The sequence below is a fragment of the Klebsiella sp. genome, assembly GCF_027492335.1.
GTDB lineage: Bacteria > Pseudomonadota > Gammaproteobacteria > Enterobacterales > Enterobacteriaceae > Klebsiella > Klebsiella huaxiensis.
The window spans coordinates 79,125-100,498 of the sequence record NZ_JAPUEW010000006.1; the positions used below are offsets into that span (position 1 = coordinate 79,125).

The 21,374-nt window shown below is 55.5% G+C and carries 15 protein-coding genes; 12 read left to right on the forward strand and 3 right to left on the reverse strand.

Annotation, left to right across the window (positions count from 1 at the left end; genetic code table 11):
• Positions 1–125 precede the first annotated feature (125 nt).
• The 12 genes from QVF11_RS01745 (at position 126) to yegS (ending at position 18,929) form a co-directional block, all read left to right on the forward strand.
• Positions 126–1,385, forward strand: a complete 1,260-nt coding sequence (locus QVF11_RS01745) for an MdtA/MuxA family multidrug efflux RND transporter periplasmic adaptor subunit (protein WP_112213162.1) — start codon at positions 126–128, stop codon at positions 1,383–1,385.
• The gene (locus QVF11_RS01750; protein ID WP_287855043.1) at positions 1,385–4,507 is read left to right on the forward strand and encodes an MdtB/MuxB family multidrug efflux RND transporter permease subunit; all 3,123 of its coding nucleotides are present in this window, start codon (positions 1,385–1,387) and stop codon (positions 4,505–4,507) included. The genes QVF11_RS01745 and QVF11_RS01750 overlap by 1 nt, the downstream gene beginning before the upstream one ends.
• On the forward strand, positions 4,508–7,585 hold the full coding sequence (gene mdtC, locus QVF11_RS01755; RefSeq protein ID WP_287855045.1) for a multidrug efflux RND transporter permease subunit MdtC: 3,078 nt from the start codon (positions 4,508–4,510) through the stop codon (positions 7,583–7,585).
• 1 nt (position 7,586) lies between these two features.
• Positions 7,587–9,002, forward strand: a complete 1,416-nt coding sequence (mdtD, locus tag QVF11_RS01760) for an MFS transporter (protein WP_110275533.1) — start codon at positions 7,587–7,589, stop codon at positions 9,000–9,002.
• Positions 8,999–10,534: an envelope stress sensor histidine kinase BaeS gene (baeS, locus tag QVF11_RS01765; protein ID WP_287855047.1), complete on the forward strand. Its 1,536-nt coding sequence runs from the start codon at positions 8,999–9,001 to the stop codon at positions 10,532–10,534. The genes mdtD and baeS overlap by 4 nt, the downstream gene beginning before the upstream one ends.
• Entirely contained in the window at positions 10,531–11,253 is a 723-nt protein-coding gene (gene baeR / locus QVF11_RS01770) for an envelope stress response regulator BaeR (protein WP_112213159.1), read from the forward strand. Before baeS ends, baeR begins: the two co-directional genes overlap by 4 nt.
• A gap of 200 nt (positions 11,254–11,453) precedes the next feature.
• Positions 11,454–12,653 (forward strand): cytoplasmic protein, encoded by a 1,200-nt coding sequence (locus QVF11_RS01775; protein WP_287855049.1) that lies wholly within the window; start codon positions 11,454–11,456, stop codon positions 12,651–12,653.
• Complete coding sequence (locus QVF11_RS01780; RefSeq protein ID WP_287855050.1) at positions 12,653–13,369, forward strand: DUF1266 domain-containing protein; 717 nt, start codon at positions 12,653–12,655, stop codon at positions 13,367–13,369. The genes QVF11_RS01775 and QVF11_RS01780 overlap by 1 nt, the downstream gene beginning before the upstream one ends.
• Positions 13,370–13,380: 11 nt before the next feature.
• The gene (locus tag QVF11_RS01785; protein WP_287855052.1) at positions 13,381–15,492 is read left to right on the forward strand and encodes a DUF4034 domain-containing protein; all 2,112 of its coding nucleotides are present in this window, start codon (positions 13,381–13,383) and stop codon (positions 15,490–15,492) included.
• A gap of 4 nt (positions 15,493–15,496) precedes the next feature.
• The gene (locus QVF11_RS01790) at positions 15,497–16,216 is read left to right on the forward strand and encodes a tetratricopeptide repeat protein (protein WP_287855054.1); all 720 of its coding nucleotides are present in this window, start codon (positions 15,497–15,499) and stop codon (positions 16,214–16,216) included.
• Between the two features lie 119 nt (positions 16,217–16,335).
• Positions 16,336–17,697: a prephenate-dependent tRNA uridine(34) hydroxylase TrhP gene (trhP, locus tag QVF11_RS01795; RefSeq protein ID WP_112213156.1), complete on the forward strand. Its 1,362-nt coding sequence runs from the start codon at positions 16,336–16,338 to the stop codon at positions 17,695–17,697.
• Positions 17,698–18,032: 335 nt separating this feature from the next.
• Positions 18,033–18,929 carry a lipid kinase YegS gene (yegS, locus tag QVF11_RS01800; protein ID WP_287855055.1) on the forward strand — a complete coding sequence of 299 codons (897 nt, stop codon included), beginning with the start codon at positions 18,033–18,035 and terminating at the stop codon, positions 18,927–18,929.
• Between the two features lies 1 nt (position 18,930).
• On the opposite strand, the gene QVF11_RS01805 is transcribed toward yegS, so the two are convergent.
• From QVF11_RS01805 to QVF11_RS01815, 3 genes are all read right to left on the reverse strand, one after another.
• Positions 18,931–19,401, reverse strand: coding sequence for a hypothetical protein (locus QVF11_RS01805; RefSeq protein WP_112213154.1), 471 nt, complete (start codon positions 19,399–19,401; stop codon positions 18,931–18,933).
• Positions 19,388–20,185, reverse strand: coding sequence for a winged helix-turn-helix domain-containing protein (locus QVF11_RS01810; RefSeq protein ID WP_112213153.1), 798 nt, complete (start codon positions 20,183–20,185; stop codon positions 19,388–19,390). The genes QVF11_RS01805 and QVF11_RS01810 overlap by 14 nt, the downstream gene beginning before the upstream one ends.
• Before the next feature lie 415 nt (positions 20,186–20,600).
• On the reverse strand, positions 20,601–21,374 hold the full coding sequence (locus QVF11_RS01815) for an ABC transporter ATP-binding protein (RefSeq protein ID WP_112213152.1): 774 nt from the start codon (positions 21,372–21,374) through the stop codon (positions 20,601–20,603).

Sequence of the window (21,374 nt, forward strand, 5' to 3'; positions counted from 1 at the left end):
CAGCAAAAAGCGTTTTATCCAGACATATCTCAACAGTCTTTTCATAATTCCTCCATTTTTAAGCAGCGTTCACTGACTAAACTAGTATCATTCCGTGAAACGTTTCAGGATGAGATAGCAAATTAATGAAAGGTAGCAATAAAAGCCGTTGGGTAGCCGTGCTGGTAGTCGCAATCGTCGCGGGCGCCGCGTACTGGTTTTGGCAAGGTCGCGAAGCGGCAAACAGTACCTCTGTAACGGCAGCAGGCCCTGGCCAGCAGGGTCCAGGGCCTGGTGGGCCACGTCACGGTCGTTTTGGTGCAGCCCTTGCGCCGGTGCAGGCGGCAACGGCTACCAGCGAATCGGTCCCACGCTATCTCTCCGGCCTTGGTACGGTAACGGCAGCGAACACCGTCACCGTCCGCAGCCGCGTCGACGGTCAGCTTTTGGCTATCCACTTCACCGAAGGCCAGCAGGTAAAGGCGGGCGACCTGCTCGCCGAAATCGACCCCAGCCAGTTTAAAGTCGCCCTCGCCCAGGCTCAGGGCCAGCTGGCAAAGGATCAGGCGACCCTGGCTAACGCCCGCCGCGACCTGGCGCGCTATCAGCAGTTGGTCAAAACTAATCTGGTATCACGCCAGGAACTGGATACTCAGCAATCGCTGGTCAGTGAAACCCAGGGCACCATCAAAGCCGATGAGGCCGCCGTCGCCAGCGCCCAGCTGCAGCTGAACTGGAGCCGGATCACCGCGCCGATTGATGGCCGGGTAGGCTTAAAGCAGGTGGATATCGGCAACCAGATCTCCAGCGGCGATACCACCGGGATTGTGGTGCTAACGCAAACTCACCCTATCGACCTGGTCTTTACTCTTCCTGAAAACCAGATAGCCACGGTGGTTCAGGCGCAAAAGGCAGGCAAAAAACTGGTCGTCGAAGCCTGGGACCGTACCAACAAACAGAAAATCAGCGAAGGTTCTCTGCTGAGCCTCGATAACCAGATTGACGCCACCACCGGTACTATCAAGCTTAAAGCACGCTTTAATAATCAGGACGACGCCCTGTTCCCGAATCAGTTCGTCAACGCCCGGATGCTGGTGGATACCGAGCAAAACGCGGTGGTTATTCCGACCGCAGCCCTGCAAATGGGCAACGAAGGCCATTTCGTCTGGGTGCTGAACGACGAAAACAAAGTCAGCAAACATACGGTGACGCCAGGGATTCAGGACAGCCTGAAAGTGGTGATTAACGCCGGACTTTCCGCAGGCGATCGCGTGGTGACCGACGGCATCGACCGCCTGACGGAAGGCGCGAAGGTTGAAGTTGTAGAAGCTCACGACGCCACCACCGCAGCTGAACCGGCGAAAGCCACCAGTCGTGAATACGGTAAAAAAGGAGCGCGCTCCTGATGCAAGTGTTACCGCCGAGCAGTACGGGTGGTCCTTCCCGTCTGTTTATCATGCGCCCGGTAGCGACGACGCTGTTAATGGTGGCCATTATGCTGGCCGGGATTATCGGCTATCGTTTCCTGCCCGTTTCGGCGCTGCCGGAAGTGGATTACCCGACGATTCAGGTGGTGACGCTCTATCCCGGCGCCAGCCCGGACGTCGTGACCTCGTCGATTACCGCCCCGCTGGAGCGCCAGTTTGGCCAGATGTCCGGCCTCAAGCAAATGTCGTCCCAGAGTTCGGGCGGCGCATCGGTGGTCACGCTGCAGTTCCAGCTTACGCTGCCGCTGGACGTTGCCGAGCAGGAAGTACAGGCGGCCATCAACGCCGCCACTAACCTGCTGCCGTCAGATCTACCCAACCCGCCGGTCTACAGCAAAGTTAACCCCGCCGACCCGCCGATTATGACCCTCGCGGTCACCTCTTCCGCGATTCCGATGACTCAGGTCGAAGATATGGTGGAAACCCGCGTGGCGCAGAAAATCTCCCAGGTTTCCGGCGTTGGTCTGGTGACCCTGGCGGGCGGTCAGCGCCCTGCAGTGCGCGTGAAGCTGAACGCTCAGGCCATTGCCGCCCTCGGACTGACCAGCGAAACCATTCGCACCGCGATTACCAGCGCCAACGTTAACTCGGCGAAGGGTAGCCTGGACGGCCCGTCGCGGGCGGTTACGCTTTCCGCCAACGATCAGATGCAATCGGCAGAGGATTACCGCCGCCTGATTATCGCGTATCAGAACGGCGCGCCGATTCGCCTCGGCGACGTCGCGACAGTTGAACAGGGCGCGGAAAACAGCTGGCTCGGGGCATGGGCCAACAATCAGCGGGCGATCGTGATGAACGTCCAGCGCCAGCCGGGGGCCAATATTATCTCTACCGCCGACAGCATTCGCCAGATGCTGCCGCAGTTGACCGAAAGCCTGCCGAAATCAGTCAAAGTACAGGTACTTTCCGACCGTACCACCAATATTCGCGCCTCGGTCAGCGACACCCAGTTCGAACTGATGCTGGCCATCGCTCTGGTGGTGATGATTATCTACGTGTTTCTGCGCAACGTTCCGGCAACGATTATTCCCGGCATCGCCGTGCCGCTGTCGCTGGTCGGTACTTTCGCGGTGATGGTGTTCCTCGACTTCTCAATTAACAACCTGACGCTGATGGCCCTGACCATCGCCACCGGGTTTGTGGTCGATGACGCCATCGTGGTGATTGAAAACATCTCGCGCTATATCGAGAAAGGCGAAAAACCGCTGACCGCTGCCCTGAAAGGCGCAGGTGAGATCGGCTTTACCATTATCTCCCTGACCTTCTCGCTGATCGCGGTGCTGATCCCGCTGCTATTTATGGGCGATATCGTCGGTCGCCTGTTCCGCGAGTTCGCCGTCACCCTGGCGGTGGCGATCCTCATCTCGGCAGTGGTGTCGCTGACCCTGACGCCGATGATGTGCGCCCGCATGTTAAGCCACGAGTCGCTGCGTAAGCAAAACCGCTTCTCCCGCGCCAGCGAACGCTTCTTTGAACGGGTGATCGCCGTCTATGGTCGCTGGCTGAGCCGGGTGCTGAACCATCCGTGGCTGACGCTGAGCGTGGCCCTTAGCACGCTGGCGCTGTCAATCATGTTATGGGTGTTTATTCCGAAAGGATTCTTCCCAACGCAGGACAACGGTATTATCCAGGGCACGCTACAGGCCCCGCAGTCGGTATCGTTTGCCAGCATGGCCGAGCGCCAGCAGCAGGTTTCCGCGGTCATTCTTAAAGATCCGGCGGTAGAAAGCCTGACGTCCTACGTCGGGGTGGACGGCACCAACCCGGCGCTGAACAGTGCCCGCCTGCAAATCAATCTTAAGCCGCTGGACGAGCGTGACGATCGCGTACAAACGGTCATCGCCCGCCTGCAAAACGCGGTGGACGGCATTCCCGGTATCGAACTTTATCTTCAGCCAACCCAGGACCTGACGATTGACACTACCGTCAGCCGCACCCAGTACCAGTTCACGCTCCAGGCCAACTCGCTTGATGCGCTAAGCAACTGGGTACCGCAGCTTCTGACCCGCCTGCAGGCATTGCCGCAGCTCTCCGACGTTAGTAGCGACTGGCAGGATAAAGGCCTGGCGGCGTATATCAACGTTGATCGCGATAGCGCCAGCCGTCTCGGCATCAGCATGTCCGATATTGATAACGCGCTGTACAACGCTTTCGGTCAGCGCCTGATTTCCACTATTTATACCCAGGCAAACCAGTACCGCGTGGTGCTGGAGCATGATACCCAGGCGACGCCGGGCCTGGCGGCGCTGGATAACATCCGCCTGACCAGCAGCGACGGCGGGATCGTGCCGCTTACCGCAATCGCCAAAGTGGAGCAGCGCTTTGCCCCGCTGTCGATTAACCATCTCGATCAGTTCCCGGTCACGACGATCTCATTTAACGTACCGAACAACTATTCGCTGGGCGATGCGGTCGAGGCGATTCTTGGCGCTGAGCAGGCGCTGGAGTTCCCGAGCGATATTCGTACCCAGTTCCAGGGCAGTTCTCTGGCCTTCCAGTCGGCGCTCGGCAGCACCGTCTGGCTGGTAGTTGCCGCAGTGGTGGCGATGTATATCGTGCTCGGCGTGCTGTATGAGAGCTTTATTCATCCAATCACCATTCTGTCTACGCTGCCAACGGCAGGTATTGGCGCGCTGCTGGCGCTGTGGTTGGCCGGGAGCGAGCTGGATGTTATCGCCATTATCGGCATCATTCTACTTATCGGTATCGTGAAGAAAAACGCCATCATGATGATCGACTTCGCGCTGGCCGCCGAACGCGAACAGGGCATGCCGCCGCGCGAGGCGATTTATCAGGCCTGTCTGTTGCGTTTTCGTCCCATCCTGATGACCACCCTTGCCGCCCTGCTCGGCGCGCTGCCGCTGATGTTGAGTACCGGCGTCGGCGCGGAGTTGCGTCGTCCGCTGGGGATTGGCATGGTGGGCGGTTTGATGCTCAGCCAGGTGCTGACCCTGTTCACTACTCCGGTCATCTATCTGCTGTTCGACCGCCTGTCACTGTATATGAAGAGCCGGTTCCCACGGCGTGAGGAGGAGGCGTAAGTGAAGTTTTTCGCCCTCTTCATTTATCGCCCGGTGGCGACGATTCTGATCTCGCTCGCTATCACCCTGTGCGGCATCCTCGGTTTCCGCCTGCTGCCGGTCGCGCCGCTGCCGCAGGTGGATTTTCCGGTCATTATGATCAGCGCCTCGCTGCCCGGTGCCTCGCCAGAAACCATGGCCTCTTCGGTGGCGACGCCGCTGGAGCGTTCCCTGGGGCGGATTGCCGGGGTAAACGAGATGACCTCCTCCAGTTCGCTTGGCAGCACGCGAATTATTATGGAGTTCAACTTCGATCGCGATATCAACGGCGCAGCGCGCGACGTACAGGCGGCGATTAACGCCGCGCAAAGCCTGCTGCCGAGCGGTATGCCGAGCCGCCCGACCTACCGCAAAGCTAACCCATCCGACGCGCCGATCATGATCCTCACCCTCACCTCGGATACCTACTCCCAGGGTGAGCTGTACGATTTCGCCTCCACCCAGCTGGCGCAGACTATTGCCCAGATCGACGGCGTGGGCGACGTTGACGTCGGCGGCAGTTCCCTGCCCGCCGTGCGCGTTGATCTCAACCCGCAGGCGCTGTTTAACCAGGGCGTATCGCTGGATGCGGTGCGTACCGCCATCAGCAACGCCAACGTGCGTAAACCACAGGGGGCGCTGGAAGATCATAGCCATCGCTGGCAGGTGGAAACCAACGACGAGCTGAAAACCGCCGCCGAATATCAGCCAATTATTGTGCACTACAACAACGGTGCGGCGGTGCGCCTCGGCGACGTGGCTAACGTCACCGACTCGGTGCAGGATGTGCGCAACGCCGGGATGACCAACGCTAAACCGGCAATTCTGCTGATGATCCGCAAGCTGCCGGAAGCCAATATCATTGAAACGGTGGACAGCATTCGCGCCCGCCTGCCGGATCTGCAGCGCACGATCCCGGCATCTATCGACCTGCAAATCGCCCAGGACCGGTCGCCAACCATCCGCGCCTCGCTGGAAGAGGTCGAACAAACGCTGGTGATCTCGGTGGCGCTGGTGATCCTCGTGGTGTTCCTGTTCCTGCGTTCGGGCCGCGCGACGCTGATCCCGGCGGTGGCGGTTCCGGTCTCGCTGATTGGCACCTTTGCGGCCATGTATCTGTGCGGCTTCAGCCTGAATAACCTGTCGCTAATGGCGCTGACCATCGCCACCGGCTTTGTGGTCGATGACGCTATCGTGGTGCTGGAGAACATCTCCCGCCATCTTGAAGCGGGTATGAAACCGCTTCAGGCCGCGCTACAGGGAAGCCGGGAGGTGGGTTTCACCGTGCTGTCGATGAGCATATCGTTAGTCGCTGTCTTCCTGCCGCTACTGCTGATGGGCGGCCTGCCGGGAAGATTGCTGCGTGAATTTGCCGTCACCCTGTCGGTGGCGATCGGCATTTCGTTGGCAGTATCGCTGACCCTGACGCCGATGATGTGCGGCTGGCTGCTGAAAAGCGGCAAGCCCAACGAGCCAACGCGCAAGCGTGGTTTTGGTCGTCTGCTGGTAGCGATTCAGGGTGGCTACGGCAAGTCGCTGAAATGGGTGCTGAAGCACAGCCGCTTAACCGGCCTGGTGCTGCTCGGCACCATCGCGCTGAGCATCTGGCTCTATATCTCGATTCCCAAGACCTTCTTCCCGGAGCAAGACACCGGGGTACTGATGGGCGGCATTCAGGCCGACCAGAGCATTTCGTTCCAGGCAATGCGCGGCAAGCTGCAGGACTTTATGAAGATCATTCGTGAAGACCCGGCGGTGGATAACGTCACTGGCTTTACCGGCGGCTCACGAGTCAACAGCGGGATGATGTTTATCACCCTGAAATCTCGCGATGAACGCCACGAAACGGCACAGCAAATTATTGACCGGCTGCGTAAAAAACTGGCGAAAGAGCCGGGGGCCAACCTGTTCCTGATGGCGGTACAGGATATTCGCGTAGGCGGACGTCAGGCTAATGCCAGCTACCAGTACACCCTGCTGTCGGACGATCTTGCGGCGCTGCGCGAGTGGGAGCCAAAGATTCGCAAAGCGCTGGCGGCACTGCCGGAACTGGCGGACGTTAACTCGGACCAGCAGGATAACGGCGCTGAGATGGACCTGGTTTACGATCGCGACACCATGTCGAGGCTCGGTATCAGCGTGCAGGATGCCAACAACCTGCTGAACAATGCCTTTGGTCAACGGCAGATCTCAACCATTTACCAGCCGCTGAACCAGTATAAAGTGGTGATGCAGGTTGACCCGGTTTACACCCAGGACGTCAGCGCGCTGGATAAGATGTTTGTAATCAACAGCGAAGATAAGCCGATCCCGCTCTCTTATTTCGCCAAATGGCAACCGGCCAACGCCCCGCTATCGGTGAACCATCAAGGGCTGTCGGCGGCCTCGACCATCTCTTTCAACCTGCCGACCGGTAAGTCGCTGTCAGAAGCCAGCGATGCCATTAACCGGGCAATGACCCAGCTTGGCGTGCCGTCCAGCGTGCGCGGGTCGTTCGCCGGGACCGCGCAGGTGTTCCAGGAAACGATGAACTCCCAGGTGATCCTGATTCTGGCGGCTATCGCCACGGTCTATATCGTGCTGGGGATCCTCTATGAGAGCTACGTTCACCCGCTGACTATCCTTTCGACCATCCCTTCCGCTGGCGTCGGCGCGCTGCTGGCGCTTGAGCTTTTCGATGCCCCGTTCAGCCTAATCGCGCTAATCGGGATTATGCTATTAATTGGCATCGTGAAGAAAAACGCCATCATGATGGTCGATTTTGCCCTTGAGGCGCAGCGTAACGGCAACCTGCCGCCGGAAGAAGCCATCTTCCAGGCTTGCCTGTTACGTTTTCGCCCGATAATGATGACCACCCTGGCAGCGCTGTTCGGCGCGCTGCCGCTGGTTATCTCCAGTGGTGATGGCTCCGAGCTGCGCCAGCCGCTGGGGATTACCATCGTCGGCGGTCTGGTGATGAGTCAACTGTTGACCCTGTACACCACGCCGGTGGTCTATCTGTTCTTCGACCGTCTGCGGTTGCGTTTTTCGCGAAAACTCCATCAACCGGTAAGCGAATAACATGACAGATCTCCCCGCCAGCGTACGCTGGCAGCTATGGATAGTGGCCTTCGGCTTCTTTATGCAGGCGCTGGATACCACTATCGTCAACACCGCCCTCCCCTCAATGGCGAAAAGCCTTGGGGAGAGTCCGCTGCATATGCATATGGTGATCGTCTCCTATGTGCTAACGGTGGCGGTGATGCTGCCCGCCAGTGGCTGGCTGGCAGATCGAGTCGGGGTACGCAATATCTTCTTTAGCGCCATTATTCTGTTTACCGTCGGTTCCCTGTTCTGCGCTCAGGCTGCGACGCTCGATCAGTTGATACTCGCCCGCGTATTGCAAGGTGTCGGCGGCGCGATGATGGTTCCCGTTGGTCGTCTGACGGTGATGAAAATCGTCCCGCGAAGCCAATATATGGCGGCGATGACCTTCGTCACCTTGCCCGGCCAGGTTGGCCCGCTGCTCGGTCCGGCGCTCGGCGGCATCCTGGTAGAATACGCTTCCTGGCACTGGATCTTCCTGATCAACATTCCGGTCGGCATTGTCGGCGCCATCGCCACGCTATGCCTGATGCCCAACTACACCCTGCAAACCCGACGTTTTGATATCTTCGGCTTTATTCTGCTGGCGGCGGGAATGGCCACGCTGACCCTGGCGCTTGATGGTAAAAAAGGGCTTGGTATCTCTCCGCTATGGCTGGCGACGCTGGTCGCAGTCGGCGTTGCGTCCATTCTGTTCTATCTGTGGCATGCGCGCGGTAATCGCAACGCGCTGTTTAGCCTGAAACTGTTCAGCAATCGCACCTTCTCGCTCGGACTTGGCGGCAGCTTCGCCGGGCGCATCGGCAGCGGCATGCTGCCGTTTATGACGCCGGTATTTTTGCAGATTGGCCTCGGTTTTACACCGTTCCACGCCGGTCTGATGATGATCCCAATGGTGCTCGGCAGCATGGGCATGAAGCGTATCGTGGTACAGGTGGTCAACCGCTTCGGCTATCGCCGGGTGCTGGTGGTCTCAACCATCGGCCTGGCGCTGGTCAGCCTGCTGTTTATGGCGGTGGCTCTGGCAGGCTGGTACTGGCTGCTGCCGGTGGTGCTGTTTCTGCAGGGGATGATCAACTCCAGCCGCTTTTCGTCAATGAATACGCTGACCCTGAAAGACCTGCCCGATGACCTCGCCAGCAGCGGCAACAGTATGTTGTCAATGGTCATGCAGTTATCGATGAGTATTGGCGTCACAATCGCCGGCATGCTGCTGGGTCTCTACGGTCAGCAGCATATCAGCGCCGACGCGGCGACCACTCATCAGGTCTTTCTTTACACCTACTTAAGCATGGCGGTGGTTATCGCGCTGCCCGCGCTGATTTTTTCCCGCGTACCGGACGACACCACCACCAACACCGTGATTGGTCGTCGCAAAAGGAGTGAATCTTGAAGTTCTGGCGTCCCGGCATTACCGGCAAGTTATTTATCGCGATTCTTGCCACCTGCATCGTGCTGCTGATCAGCATGCACTGGGCGGTACGCATCAGCTTTGAACGCGGGTTTATCGACTATATTAAGCGCGGAAACGAGCAGCGGCTGACCATGCTCGGCGATGCCCTGAGCGAGCAGTACGCTCAGCATGGCAGTTGGAAATTCCTGCGTAACAACGACCGGTTTATATTCCAGTTGCTGAAAACCTTTGAGCGCGACAACGACGACCGCTCGCCGCAGGGTCGCGGTATGGGGCACGGTCCCATGGATGAACCAGGACCCGGCCCGATTCCCGAGGATATGCCGCCGGACGCCGCGCCAGATCGACCGCTCGACGGTCCCCGAGATGATCGTGGCGATCGCGGTCCTGGTCCCGATATTCCTCCGCACGGCTGGCGCACCATGTTCTGGGTGGTCGATCAAAAAGGGCGCGTTCTGGTTGGTCCGCGTGAACGCGTGCCAAAAGACGGTACCCGCCGCAGCATTGTGGTTAACGGCGTGGAGGTCGGCGCAGTGATTGCGTCGCCGGTTGAACGTCTGACGCGCAACACCGATATCAACTTTGACCGCCAACAAAAACGCACCAGTTGGCTGATTGTCGCCCTCGCTACGCTGCTGGCGGCGCTCGCCACCTTCCCGCTGGCGCGTGGCCTGCTTGCGCCGGTCAAACGACTGGTTGAGGGCACGCATCGCCTGGCTGCCGGAGATTTCTCAACCCGCGTCACCGCCACCAGCAGCGATGAGCTGGGACGTCTGGCACGGGACTTTAACCAGCTAGCCAGCACCCTTGAGCGCAACCAGCAGATGCGCCGGGACCTGATGGCCGATATTTCCCACGAACTGCGCACGCCGCTGGCAGTGCTGCGCGGTGAGCTGGAAGCGATTCAGGACGGCATCAGGAAGTTCACCCCGGACTCCATCACTTCCCTACAGGCCGAGGTTGCGACCCTGACCAAACTGGTCGATGATTTGCACCAGCTATCGATGTCCGATGAAGGCGCGCTGTCCTACCAGAAAACCTCGGTGGATATCATCAATCTGCTGGAAGTCGCCGCTGGCGCGTTTCGCGAACGCTTCGCCAGCCGCGGACTGTCAATTAGCGTTTCGTTGCCGGAAAGCGCGACGATTTTTGGCGACCGGGATCGCCTGATGCAGCTTTTCAATAACCTGCTGGAAAACAGCCTGCGCTACACCGATAGCGGCGGCAGCCTGCAGATCCGCGCCAGCCAGAGCGGCCATATGCTGGTTCTCGACTTTGCCGATAGCGCTCCGGGCGTCACCGACGAACAGCTGGAGCGGCTGGTTGAGCGCTTTTACCGTACCGAAGGTTCGCGCAATCGTGCCAGCGGCGGCTCTGGTTTAGGACTAGCAATTTGCCTTAACATTGTGGCTGCCCATGGTGGCACTTTGCGTGCCGGTCATTCGCCTTTGGGCGGGGTTAGCATTAAAGTAGAGTTACCTCTGGAACGTAATTTATCGAGAGACGTATGACTGAATTACCTGTTGATGAAAACACACCACGCATTTTGATCGTGGAAGATGAGCCCAAGCTGGGCCAGTTGCTGATCGATTATCTCCAGGCGGCGGGCTATGCGCCGACGCTAATCAATCACGGCGACCAGGTTCTACCGTACGTGCGCCAGACGCCGCCGCATCTGATCCTACTGGATTTGATGCTGCCAGGCACCGACGGGCTTACGCTATGCCGCGAAATCCGCCGCTTCTCCGAAGTTCCGGTGGTGATGGTGACGGCGAAAATCGAAGAGATCGACCGTTTGCTCGGGCTGGAAATCGGTGCCGACGACTATATCTGTAAGCCCTACAGCCCGCGTGAAGTGGTCGCTCGCGTGAAGACTATTCTTCGCCGCTGCAAGCCACAGCGCGATCTGCAGGCGCTGGATGCGCAAAGCCCGCTGATCGTTGACGAAGGCCGCTTCCAGGCCTCCTGGCGCGATAAACTGCTGGATCTCACGCCCGCCGAGTTCCGTCTGCTGAAAACCCTTTCCCAGGAGCCCGGTAAGGTCTTTTCACGCGAACAGCTGCTGAATCATCTGTACGATGATTACCGCGTGGTCACCGACCGAACCATCGATAGCCATATCAAGAACCTACGACGCAAGCTGGAGTCGCTGGACGCCGAGCAGTCGTTTATCCGCGCCGTCTACGGCGTAGGCTATCGCTGGGAAGCCGATGCCTGCCGCCTGGCGTAGTGAGTCATCTGCTCAACATTTCCCCGGCTCGCCGCCATCTGCGGGCCGGTAGCCCGGACAGATGCGCAGCATCGCCTCCGGGAAATATCCACCTTCCCCCACACCATAATCTGAGAATCCCCTCAAGAATAAGAAATCATCCGGCGACATGATATATTCCGTACGGATATTCTCTAATACTCAACTGCGCAAGGAATGCCATGAGTGATATTAATAAAAAATATAAACCGCGAAATATAATCAACTCACCCAATGTAAAGGCCGCCATTATTTCCCGCAGCCAGCAGCGCGGCGATGGCGAAAGTATTCAACGCTGGCTAAGTAACCATTTTTATCGCTGGGCCATCGGCTCGTTCCCCAACGTTTATCGCGTCCGCTCCGCCGCCGACTACGCCATTTACTGCGGGGCCGATACTGAAATCCCCGACTGGCTAATACTAAAGCTCGGCGGCGATGAAGCCTTCTACTATCTAAATCCGCAGCATCCGCAACTGCTGGCGATGGAAAGAGATTTACTGGAATTCCTCTCGCGTCAGGAAGGCACGCGATTGGAGGCAAAACGCCAGCGCATCAATTGCTTCACTGCGCTGGAAATGCGCAAGGCAGAACACCAAAAAATGCAGCGCTTGCGCCAGCAGGGTTGGTATCCCACCACCCCTGAGGCATTAAAACTGGTATTGACGATCGATAGCGGAGAACTCGTTGAATTCAATGCGGCCAGCCCTGCCCTGCGCAGTGAAATGGCGTATGAATCCTGGCATATGCAGCACTGCGTCGGGCAGTTTGACGATAAAGGCGCGCTCGCTGGCGGCTACGGCGAACACTACGCCCGGCAAATTGAACAAGGGAAACTACGCCTGTTCAGCCTGCGTGACAACAACCATATTCCCCACGTGACGATAAGCCTGTTGGTAAATAACGACGGTCTGAGCATTGAGCAGATTAAAGGTAAACAGAACCGACACCCGATCAAGAAATATGCCGCCGACGTTTTATCTCTGTTGTGCCATCTTGCCCCGCAATCTGGGCGCCACGCCGATTGTGAAGGCATGGGTATTGTTTATGAGGACACGCCGGAACATCAGGGCTGGAAATTTATTACCGATATCCATGATTTCAACTTTCTGCTTAACGTGCTGCATGACAATTTTCATTTAATGGAACACTTCCCCACGCCTCCGGTTGCTTTACAGTGGCTGCTGCTGCACAGCGCCCCAAAAGCGCTGCGCTATCTTCAGGTTATCGACCCCACAGTCGCGACCGCGGCGGAAATGCTCTTCCCACAGTATGAATGGCACCCGACGCTAGCCGGGAAAAATACCAGTAGTGAACCTTTCGAGATAGAGAGCCTGACGCTGCAAACCACGCGCTACCTTCCTGTTACTGGGGAGGCTCGCTAATGTTCTGGATCGCTCTCATTGTTGCCACAATATTCTTTAGCTGGCGCAACTACAAAAAGAACAAACCGCTGGTTGCCGCCCGCATTGCCGAGGAGAAAGAAAAGGATCGCCTGAAGGACCTGCGTCGCGATACCCGACGGCGGCAGTGGGCACTGGCATTAGCCGACATCCTTGCCCGGCGCAACGGGCTGCCGACCAAAGGCGTTGATCTGGTCTTTAAACTTGACGATGACAAACGCCAGCATCTGGCGCAACAGCTGAAAAAAGAGCTGGGCCTGAAAGAAAACATTAATGAGGAGGCGTTGCGGCAAAAGGTCGAAGATATCTTGCGCCGCTGGCTGGCTGGCATCGGCAACTCACCGCGCACGTTTTACCACCACCTGGCGGTCCAGGGTCAGGTCCGCGACGCGCTGGCCTTCGACTGTATGCGCACCGCCTTTCTGACCCGCTGTATCGCCGGACTCGGCTGGTGCGACGAAAATCAGGCCTGGTTGGTGTTGTTGCTTAATGCCCAGCGCGCACAGGACTGTTTTGACTCATGGGAAGATTACGCCACCGCCTACGTTCGCGCTCGTCAGGTCTGGTTAACACTACATGATACTCCCGCGTCAATCTCAGGACGTGATTTACAGGAAGTTACTCATTATCTGAAAGACCCCTTCAGCCGCTGGCGACAGCTGCCGTGGAATAAATTCAAAATTTTCGAGCCAATTTAAAAGGACTACTTATGGAACAGGATGACCAACTCCTCAACGCCATGTTTGAGATGTGTAACCACAAAGATTCCCTCAATGATGGTCAACGCGAGTGGTATATCGCCGATATCCCCGGCCTGCTACGCGAAGCGCGCTATGACGAACTGGATACGCTTTACAACCAGGCGCTGACGGAGAGCTTTACCAGCCGCGAAGCGGAAAAGCGCTATTTCTTAGCCTGGAATCAAATGGACAACCATTTTTACGATATGGATGCGCTGGTTGAAGCCGGGCCGGAGGGCCTGGCGCTGATCAAAAACTGGCAGCGCGCCCGCCCCCGCGCCACTCACGCCTGGCTCGCCGAAGCGCAATACTGGAATCACCGTGCGTGGCTCTACCGCAGCTACGGCTGGGCAAAAGAAACCACCCGCGCGATGTGGATCTGCGCCGCCGCCTGCAACGAGCGAATGGTCATTGCCGCGCTGAATGCTATCGGCTGCGACCCGCGCCAGTGGATGGCGGCTTCCTTGACCAGCACCAACTCAAAGGTCTTCGGCCAGCCCGACTGGCTGGTTGAGTTCCTTCTGGGAGCGGAAGTCGGCGGACAGCCGCTGATGGAAGATCTTGCCGAATACCATCGCCATTCACCACAGGAAGTGGAAGCGTTGATGGCCCATTCCGGGCTGTCGTTTGCCGACGCGATATGCCCAATTCTACCGCGCCCGGCCGTACTGCCGGAGTGCGACGACGATGCGGGGCAAACATATTGGCTCACCGCCTGCCTGGCTATCTTCCCGACGGCATTCTACACGCTGGATGAATATATTCCGTTTCGTATGCCGCGCTGGGGAGGATCGCATGAGGAGATCCGCGAATTTCTGGAATCAAGCGTATGCGATCATCTTTCTGCCGCGGAGCGTGAGCATCTGGAGCTATTAATCTGGTGGGACGACCACCGCGATCTGCGCATCAAAGAGGTTGACTCCCCGGCAGAACAGGAACGTATTATCGCCAAAGCTGTAGAGATCGCGCAACGGGCGCATATCAAGGAATCTCGCCACAACGCACTGTCGTGGTTGCTGACTTGTTATAGCGATCTGGACGATAACGATGCGCTCTGGCGAACACTTCAACGTTCGATCATGGAAAAAATTAAGCTCAGCAATTACTTCACCGATGAAGCGATAAAGTTCGCTCTGCACGATTTTCCTGATACCTGGTGGATTTATAACTTTCTCTGCCAGAATGCACTGCAGACAGAATTCACCGTACCCAAAATCCGTCGCGGCTACTTCCAGTACGCTGGATTATTTGGTTTTGAAAAAGACGAGGCGCAAGGCATCGCCTGGCTCAATAGCGTAGCTGATATTCGATACAACTATAACTGGCGAGCGGCAATTAATAATTTTCGCTGGTTCCAGCTCCCGGAACATTTCGTACCACTGGCAGAACTGGGCGCGCAGAGAAATATTCCCGCTGCGCTAAACCTACTCGGCCTCGAACACAACAATAAAGAGAACAACGGCCTGCTGCCTTACGATCCTGCCATCGCGCTAGACTATTTTCAGCACGCTGCGGCGATCCTGCATGAAAAAATAAAACAACGGGACAGCGAACCGTATCCACTCATCATCAATGGAGGATATACCGAATATGAAAACGACCTACAGAATATTCATTTCAGTATCGGTATCTGCAACCAGCGCCTGAGCAAACAAGAATCCGATGCCGAAAAACGTTCCGCTTATGAAAAAGAACTGCTCGGCAATCTCTATCTGGCGCATCAGTTCGGTCATGAACAGGCATGGGGACTATTCCTGCTGAACATTTTCGAAGTGAAGGATATTACGCTGGCGCATGAACATCTGGAGCTGGTGCGCCAAGAGGCCAATAACGGTACATTGCAAGCAATGGTGACGCTATCGCGCCTGCACGGTAATAAACACGATCCAGTGCTGTTTAACATGAAGCTAAGCGCACGCTGGGCGCATTTCGCTTTCACGCTATACCCGGATAATGAAATAGTCATGGACTGTCTGGACCACCTCCATTTTTCCAGCTTCTGGAAACGCTTTCGTTTCGCCTGGTATACCGTCCGCATCCCGGATTCAGAGCTGCCGGGTCAAGTGAACTCGATGGTGTAATGGAATGATAATAAAAAGAAAATATTTACCTTTTTGCGCTCTGCTTCTGCTCTGCGCCGCCGCCAGAGCAGAAATCACCGAGCAGCAGATCGAGGCTGATTGTGCAAAAATCCCGGCTTGGGCCAATCAGGGCGAGCAGTTCTACAAAGCGAAAAACTACGCCAAAGCCCGCAACGCTTTTGAACAGCAGGCCGCGTGGAGCGAAAGCTGCACCCTTGACGACAGCGCCATCGCCACGGCTTACAACAACGTGGCGTTGACCTGGATGCGCGAAGGTCAATGGCGTAAAGCCCGCGCCTGGCTGATGATAAGACCGGACGATAGCAAGTCGATTTACAATCTGGGGCTTATTAAAGATAGGCTGGCGGCTCTGCCGCCTCCAGCTTCCGCTGCGGGTGAATATTGGAACTATTCCGGGCGCGCCTCCTGGAGCGTACTGACCATAAAAACGTTGCCCCAGCCATCGCGCTTTCAAGTTGATTTTCAGGGTTATTATTTCGGTATGATGGGGGTCTACGTTGGCCCCAATATTGGCGAATTTTCCGAATCGATATTGCTTGAAAATGGCAAAGGAGTCGTGGCGCTTCGGGAAGGAGACTATATCCGTTGTGATATTGCGCTGACGTTTTCTTCCGAAGCCATCGACGCCAGCACCGATACTCCCATGAACTGCGGTTTTGGTATGAACGTCAACGCTGATGGGCACTATCTGCGCGTTGATTAAGCCGGACGGTTTACTCCCCTCCCCCACAGCGCTACAATGCCCGCCCTTAATGTGGGGGCACTCCCCAACTCGCCGCACCGGGTGCGGCGAATCTGACCTGTCATCAGAACGAGAAAATCATGTTTAAACCGGAACTCCTTTCCCCGGCGGGAACGCTGAAAAATATGCGTTACGCTTTCGCTTACGGCGCAGATGCAGTTTATGCGGGCCAACCGCGTTACTCCTTGCGCGTACGCAATAACGAATTCAATCACGAAAACCTGCAGCTCGGCATCAACGAAGCCCATGCGCTGGGCAAAAAATTCTATGTGGTCGTCAACATTGCACCGCATAACGCCAAGCTGAAAACGTTTATTCGCGATCTGAAGCCGGTAGTGGAAATGGGTCCGGATGCGCTGATTATGTCAGACCCGGGTTTAATCATGCTGGTGCGGGAAAACTTCCCCGAGATGGCAATTCACCTGTCAGTACAGGCTAACGCCGTTAACTGGGCGACGGTCAAATTCTGGCAGCAAATGGGGCTCACCCGCGTGATCCTCTCCCGCGAACTGTCGCTAGATGAAATCGCCGAAATTCGCAGCCAGGTGCCGGAAATGGAAATCGAAATTTTCGTTCACGGTGCGCTGTGTATGGCCTACTCCGGCCGCTGCCTGCTCTCCGGCTATATCAACAAACGTGACCCTAACCAGGGCACCTGCACCAATGCCTGCCGTTGGGAATATAACGTTCAGGAAGGCAAAGAAGACGACGTTGGCAATATCGTGCATAAGCATGAGCCGATCCCGGTGCAGAACGTCGAACCGACGCTGGGTATTGGCGCACCGACCAACCAGGTCTTTATGATTGAAGAAGCTAAACGTCCGGGCGAGTACATGACCGCCTTTGAAGACGAGCACGGCACCTACATCATGAACTCAAAAGATCTGCGCGCGGTTGCCCACGTTGAGCGTCTGACCCAAATGGGCGTCCACTCGCTGAAAATCGAAGGACGCACCAAATCGCATTACTACTGTGCGCGTACCGCCCAGGTTTACCGCAAAGCCATTGACGATGCGGCGGCGGGCAAACCGTTCGATACCAATCTGCTGGAAACCCTGGAAAACCTCGCTCACCGTGGCTACACCGAAGGCTTCCTGCGTCGCCATACTCATGAAGATTACCAGAATTACGAATATGGCTACTCCATCTCCGAGCGCCAGCAGTTTGTCGGTGAATTTACCGGCGAGCGCAACGGCCAGCTCGCCGCAGTGGCGGTGAAGAATAAATTCTCCGTCGGCGACAGCCTTGAGCTGATGACCCCGCAGGGCAACGTCAACTTTACGCTTGAGCATATGGAAAACGGCAAGGGCGAAATCATGCCGGTCGCGCCGGGCGATGGTCACACAGTATGGTTGCCTGTTCCGGAAGATATGGTCCTGCAGTATGCACTGCTGATGCGCAATTTTGCTGGCCAGACGACCAGAAGTCCGCACAGTAACTAGTTATACCCGTCATACTTCAAGTTGCATGTGCGTTGGCCGCATTCGTTCGCCCCGGTCACTTGCCGCCTTCCTGCAACTCGAATTATTTAGGGTATAAATTGGGTTATTTTTTCGCGATGTAAAGATATTAGAAACGGATCACATACCGTTTCGTTCAAAGCAGATATCATCCATTTCGCTGAAAAACATAACCCATAAATGCTAGCTGTACCAGGAACCACCTCCTTAGCCTGCGTAATCTCCCTTACGCGGGCTTATTTTTTATTTATCTCCCCGGCCTTCGCTTCCTGCATGCGGTACACTTTATGCATTACTGTGCAATAAAGGTCCCCTTGATGATGTCAACATTTCCAGCCAGCTTACTGATCCTGAATGGCAAAGGTGCCAATGAACCGCAGCTGCGCGAAGCGGTTAAACTGTTGCGCGACGAAGGTATCGACATTCACGTCCGTGTCACCTGGGAAAAAGGTGATGCCGTGCGCTTTGTCGATGAAGCCCTCGAGCTGGGCATAGAGACGGTCATTGCTGGCGGTGGCGATGGCACCATCAACGAGGTCGCCACGGCATTGGTCGAGCGCGATGGCAAGATGGCGTTAGGGATTTTACCGTTGGGTACGGCGAACGACTTTGCCACCAGCGTCGGCATTCCTCAGGATCTGGCCAGCGCCCTGAAACTGGCGATTGTCGGGCGCGATGTGGCTATCGATATTGCGCGAGTCAACGACCAGAGCGGATTTATTAATATGGCTACCGGCGGTTTCGGCACTCGTATTACCACTGAAACGCCGGAGAAACTGAAAGCCGCCCTCGGTGGCGTCTCCTATCTGATCCACGGCCTGATGCGCATGGATACCCTTAAGCCAGACCGCTGTGAAATCCGCGGTGAGAATTTTCACTGGCAGGGTGACGCGCTGGTGATAGGTATCGGTAACGGACGTCAGGCCGGTGGCGGCCAGCAACTTTGCCCGGAGGCGTTAATCAACGACGGCCTGCTGCATCTGCGCATTTTTACCGGCGAAGAGCTGATCCCGGCGCTGTTCAGTACCCTGGCAAACCCGGAAACCTCGCCGAATATCATCGATGGCGTCTCCTCATGGTTTGAGATAACCGCCCCCCACGAGATGACATTTAACCTTGATGGCGAGCCGCTGAGCGGCAAAACCTTCCGCATGGAAATTTTGCCGGCAGCGCTACGCTGCCGACTGCCGCCCGATTGCGTGCTGTTACGTTAATTCAAGACTCGCATAGCAAAGAGGGTGCCCGGCTGGTATACAGCAGCCGGGTACGTTCGTTCAAGCGCTGGATATTCAGATAAAACGGCACCTGCGGCTGGATGAAGAAGGTCGGCAGAATGGATTTGATCTGCTCTTCTTCCTCAAGCTTACCGATACTGGCGGAGACCGTTTCGGAACGCAGGAAGTAGTGCTGACCATCTCGGGTAAAGCTAAACCAGATATTCTGATTGATAGTGAACGGCTTACCCTGCGGCGGCGTAATTTCACCACGGACGATCGCCAGACCGCGCTCATCATCAAATATGTAGCGTACAGAAATATCTCCCTGAAAACCCGAGTTAAATAAACTCAGCTCACCGCTACACTGGAAATGATCTCGTTGCCAATATTGCCAGGATTTTATTGCTAATGCCGTTAGTACACAGATAAAAATGATTACTATTAACCATTTAATTTCACCCCGGTGCATTCAGCATCTCCTTAATATAATAATTGGTGAGGCATTGATTATCACGCCATTGACTAAATTGCTGACGGCAGCTTATCACCGAGACGCGGGCCTGTCCGGGATAGAGTGTCAAATAGACCCAAGGGTATTTTTCACATTCAAATTCCTTTCGGTTAATGAATTGTTCATGTCGCTTGTGCTCAACCACATCGTTATTGGCAAAGAAGTGACATTGTTGCGAATATTTTACATTAATGGGCAAATAGTTTTGCAAATAAGATTTGAATTCAGCTTGCCAGGTAACAATCCCAACGACCAGACAGCTCAGTAATGCTGCGATGCCCCATAAGGCGGGACGCCGTAGCCGTAACTGCTTTTTTTCTGCAAACTTCGCAGCAGCGACCTCCTCTGCCACGGGCTCTACGATGGATTCTGTAATCGGCGCGGCATCGGACTCAGCCGGTTGGGATTCAATAACGGATAATGTTGCTTCCAGCCTGACGCCGACTCTGGGCACCGTCACAATAATTTCTTCGTCAACACCCAGTTCCTTAAAGGCTCGACGTAATAAAGAAATATTTTGATAAAAACCATTGCTGGTCACTTGTGAGCCATGCTTTATCCATACTTCCTGAAAAAAGGTTTCACGGGCAACCGTTGCGCCATGCTGCTGAATAAGGAGCATCAGGCAACGGCTAACGGGAATATTTAATGATACATTCTTCGTATCATCAGCAATAAGTGACAAAACGCTACGCTGAGGAATAAAATTAATTTTTCCGTTGATGGTATATATTTTTTCCATCCTGTTCCCTGAGTATTGTAACCATTTGGATGAGAGCGGCATGAAAACCAAGCTGTAATTGTGATAACTCGCCTTACGTAGACGACATCTTAGGATTATTCGCCAGCGAGTTTACTCTATTACGGAGAAGATCTGGAGATGCAACACACAGTTTTTCCTTACTATATAGAAGGATTAACTGAGTTTACATTGTTTGATATCTGGAAAACACGGCAGTAAACAGTGATTTATTTTATCTTTAATCATTCATATGAATTATAATTTCATATGAATTGGCTAGATGCAGTATATATTTCTGTTTTAGATCTAAGCACCATCTTTACACTAAAATACAACATTTATAGCTATAAATACATTTTCCTTCACTGCTTTATATAAAAAATAGCGCACCTCACGAGAGAATGCGCCGTATAGACTAGTACGCTGCCACTTCTCGTGCCATTTCACGCGTATATTGTTGGCTGGCATTGACCAACATCTGCGTATAGGCCGTTTGCGCCTCGCCATTCACCAGCGCATCCACGGTCAAAGTTTCGAGGATCTTACCGTACTGCATCACCGCGACCTTCTGGCATAAGTGGGCGATGACGCCCAGATCGTGGGTCACCATCAGGTAAGTCAGCTTAGCTTCTTTCTGCAATTCCGCCAGAAGATTGAGGATCTCCGCCTGCACTGACACATCCAACGCTGAGGTTGGCTCATCCAGCAGCAGCACCTGAGGTTCAAGAATTAGCGCTCTGGCAATCGCCACCCGCTGGCGCTGACCACCGGAGAGCTGGTGCGGATAACGTTCGCGAAAGGCGCGGTTCAGGCCGACCTTGTCCAGTAGCGTATTAATCCGCCGGTCGCGATCGTTAATGTTATGGATCTGCAGCGGTTCTTCCAGAATATCGCTGATGGTATGCCGCGGGTGCAGAGAGCCGTAGGGGTCCTGAAACACCATCTGCACCTGACGACAGCGTTCGCGGCTAATCTCATGCTCGAGCCGTTTCCCGTCAATGGTCAGCTCTCCCTGCCAATGGGTAAATAGCCCAGCAAGACACTTCAGTACCGTGGTTTTGCCGGAACCAGACTCCCCTACCAGACCGTAGATCTCACCAGGCTTCACGTGGAAATTGACGTCGTAAAGTACCTGATTGCGCTTCTCCCCTTCGCCAAACGCGAGGTTGAGGTTTTGTACTTCAATCAT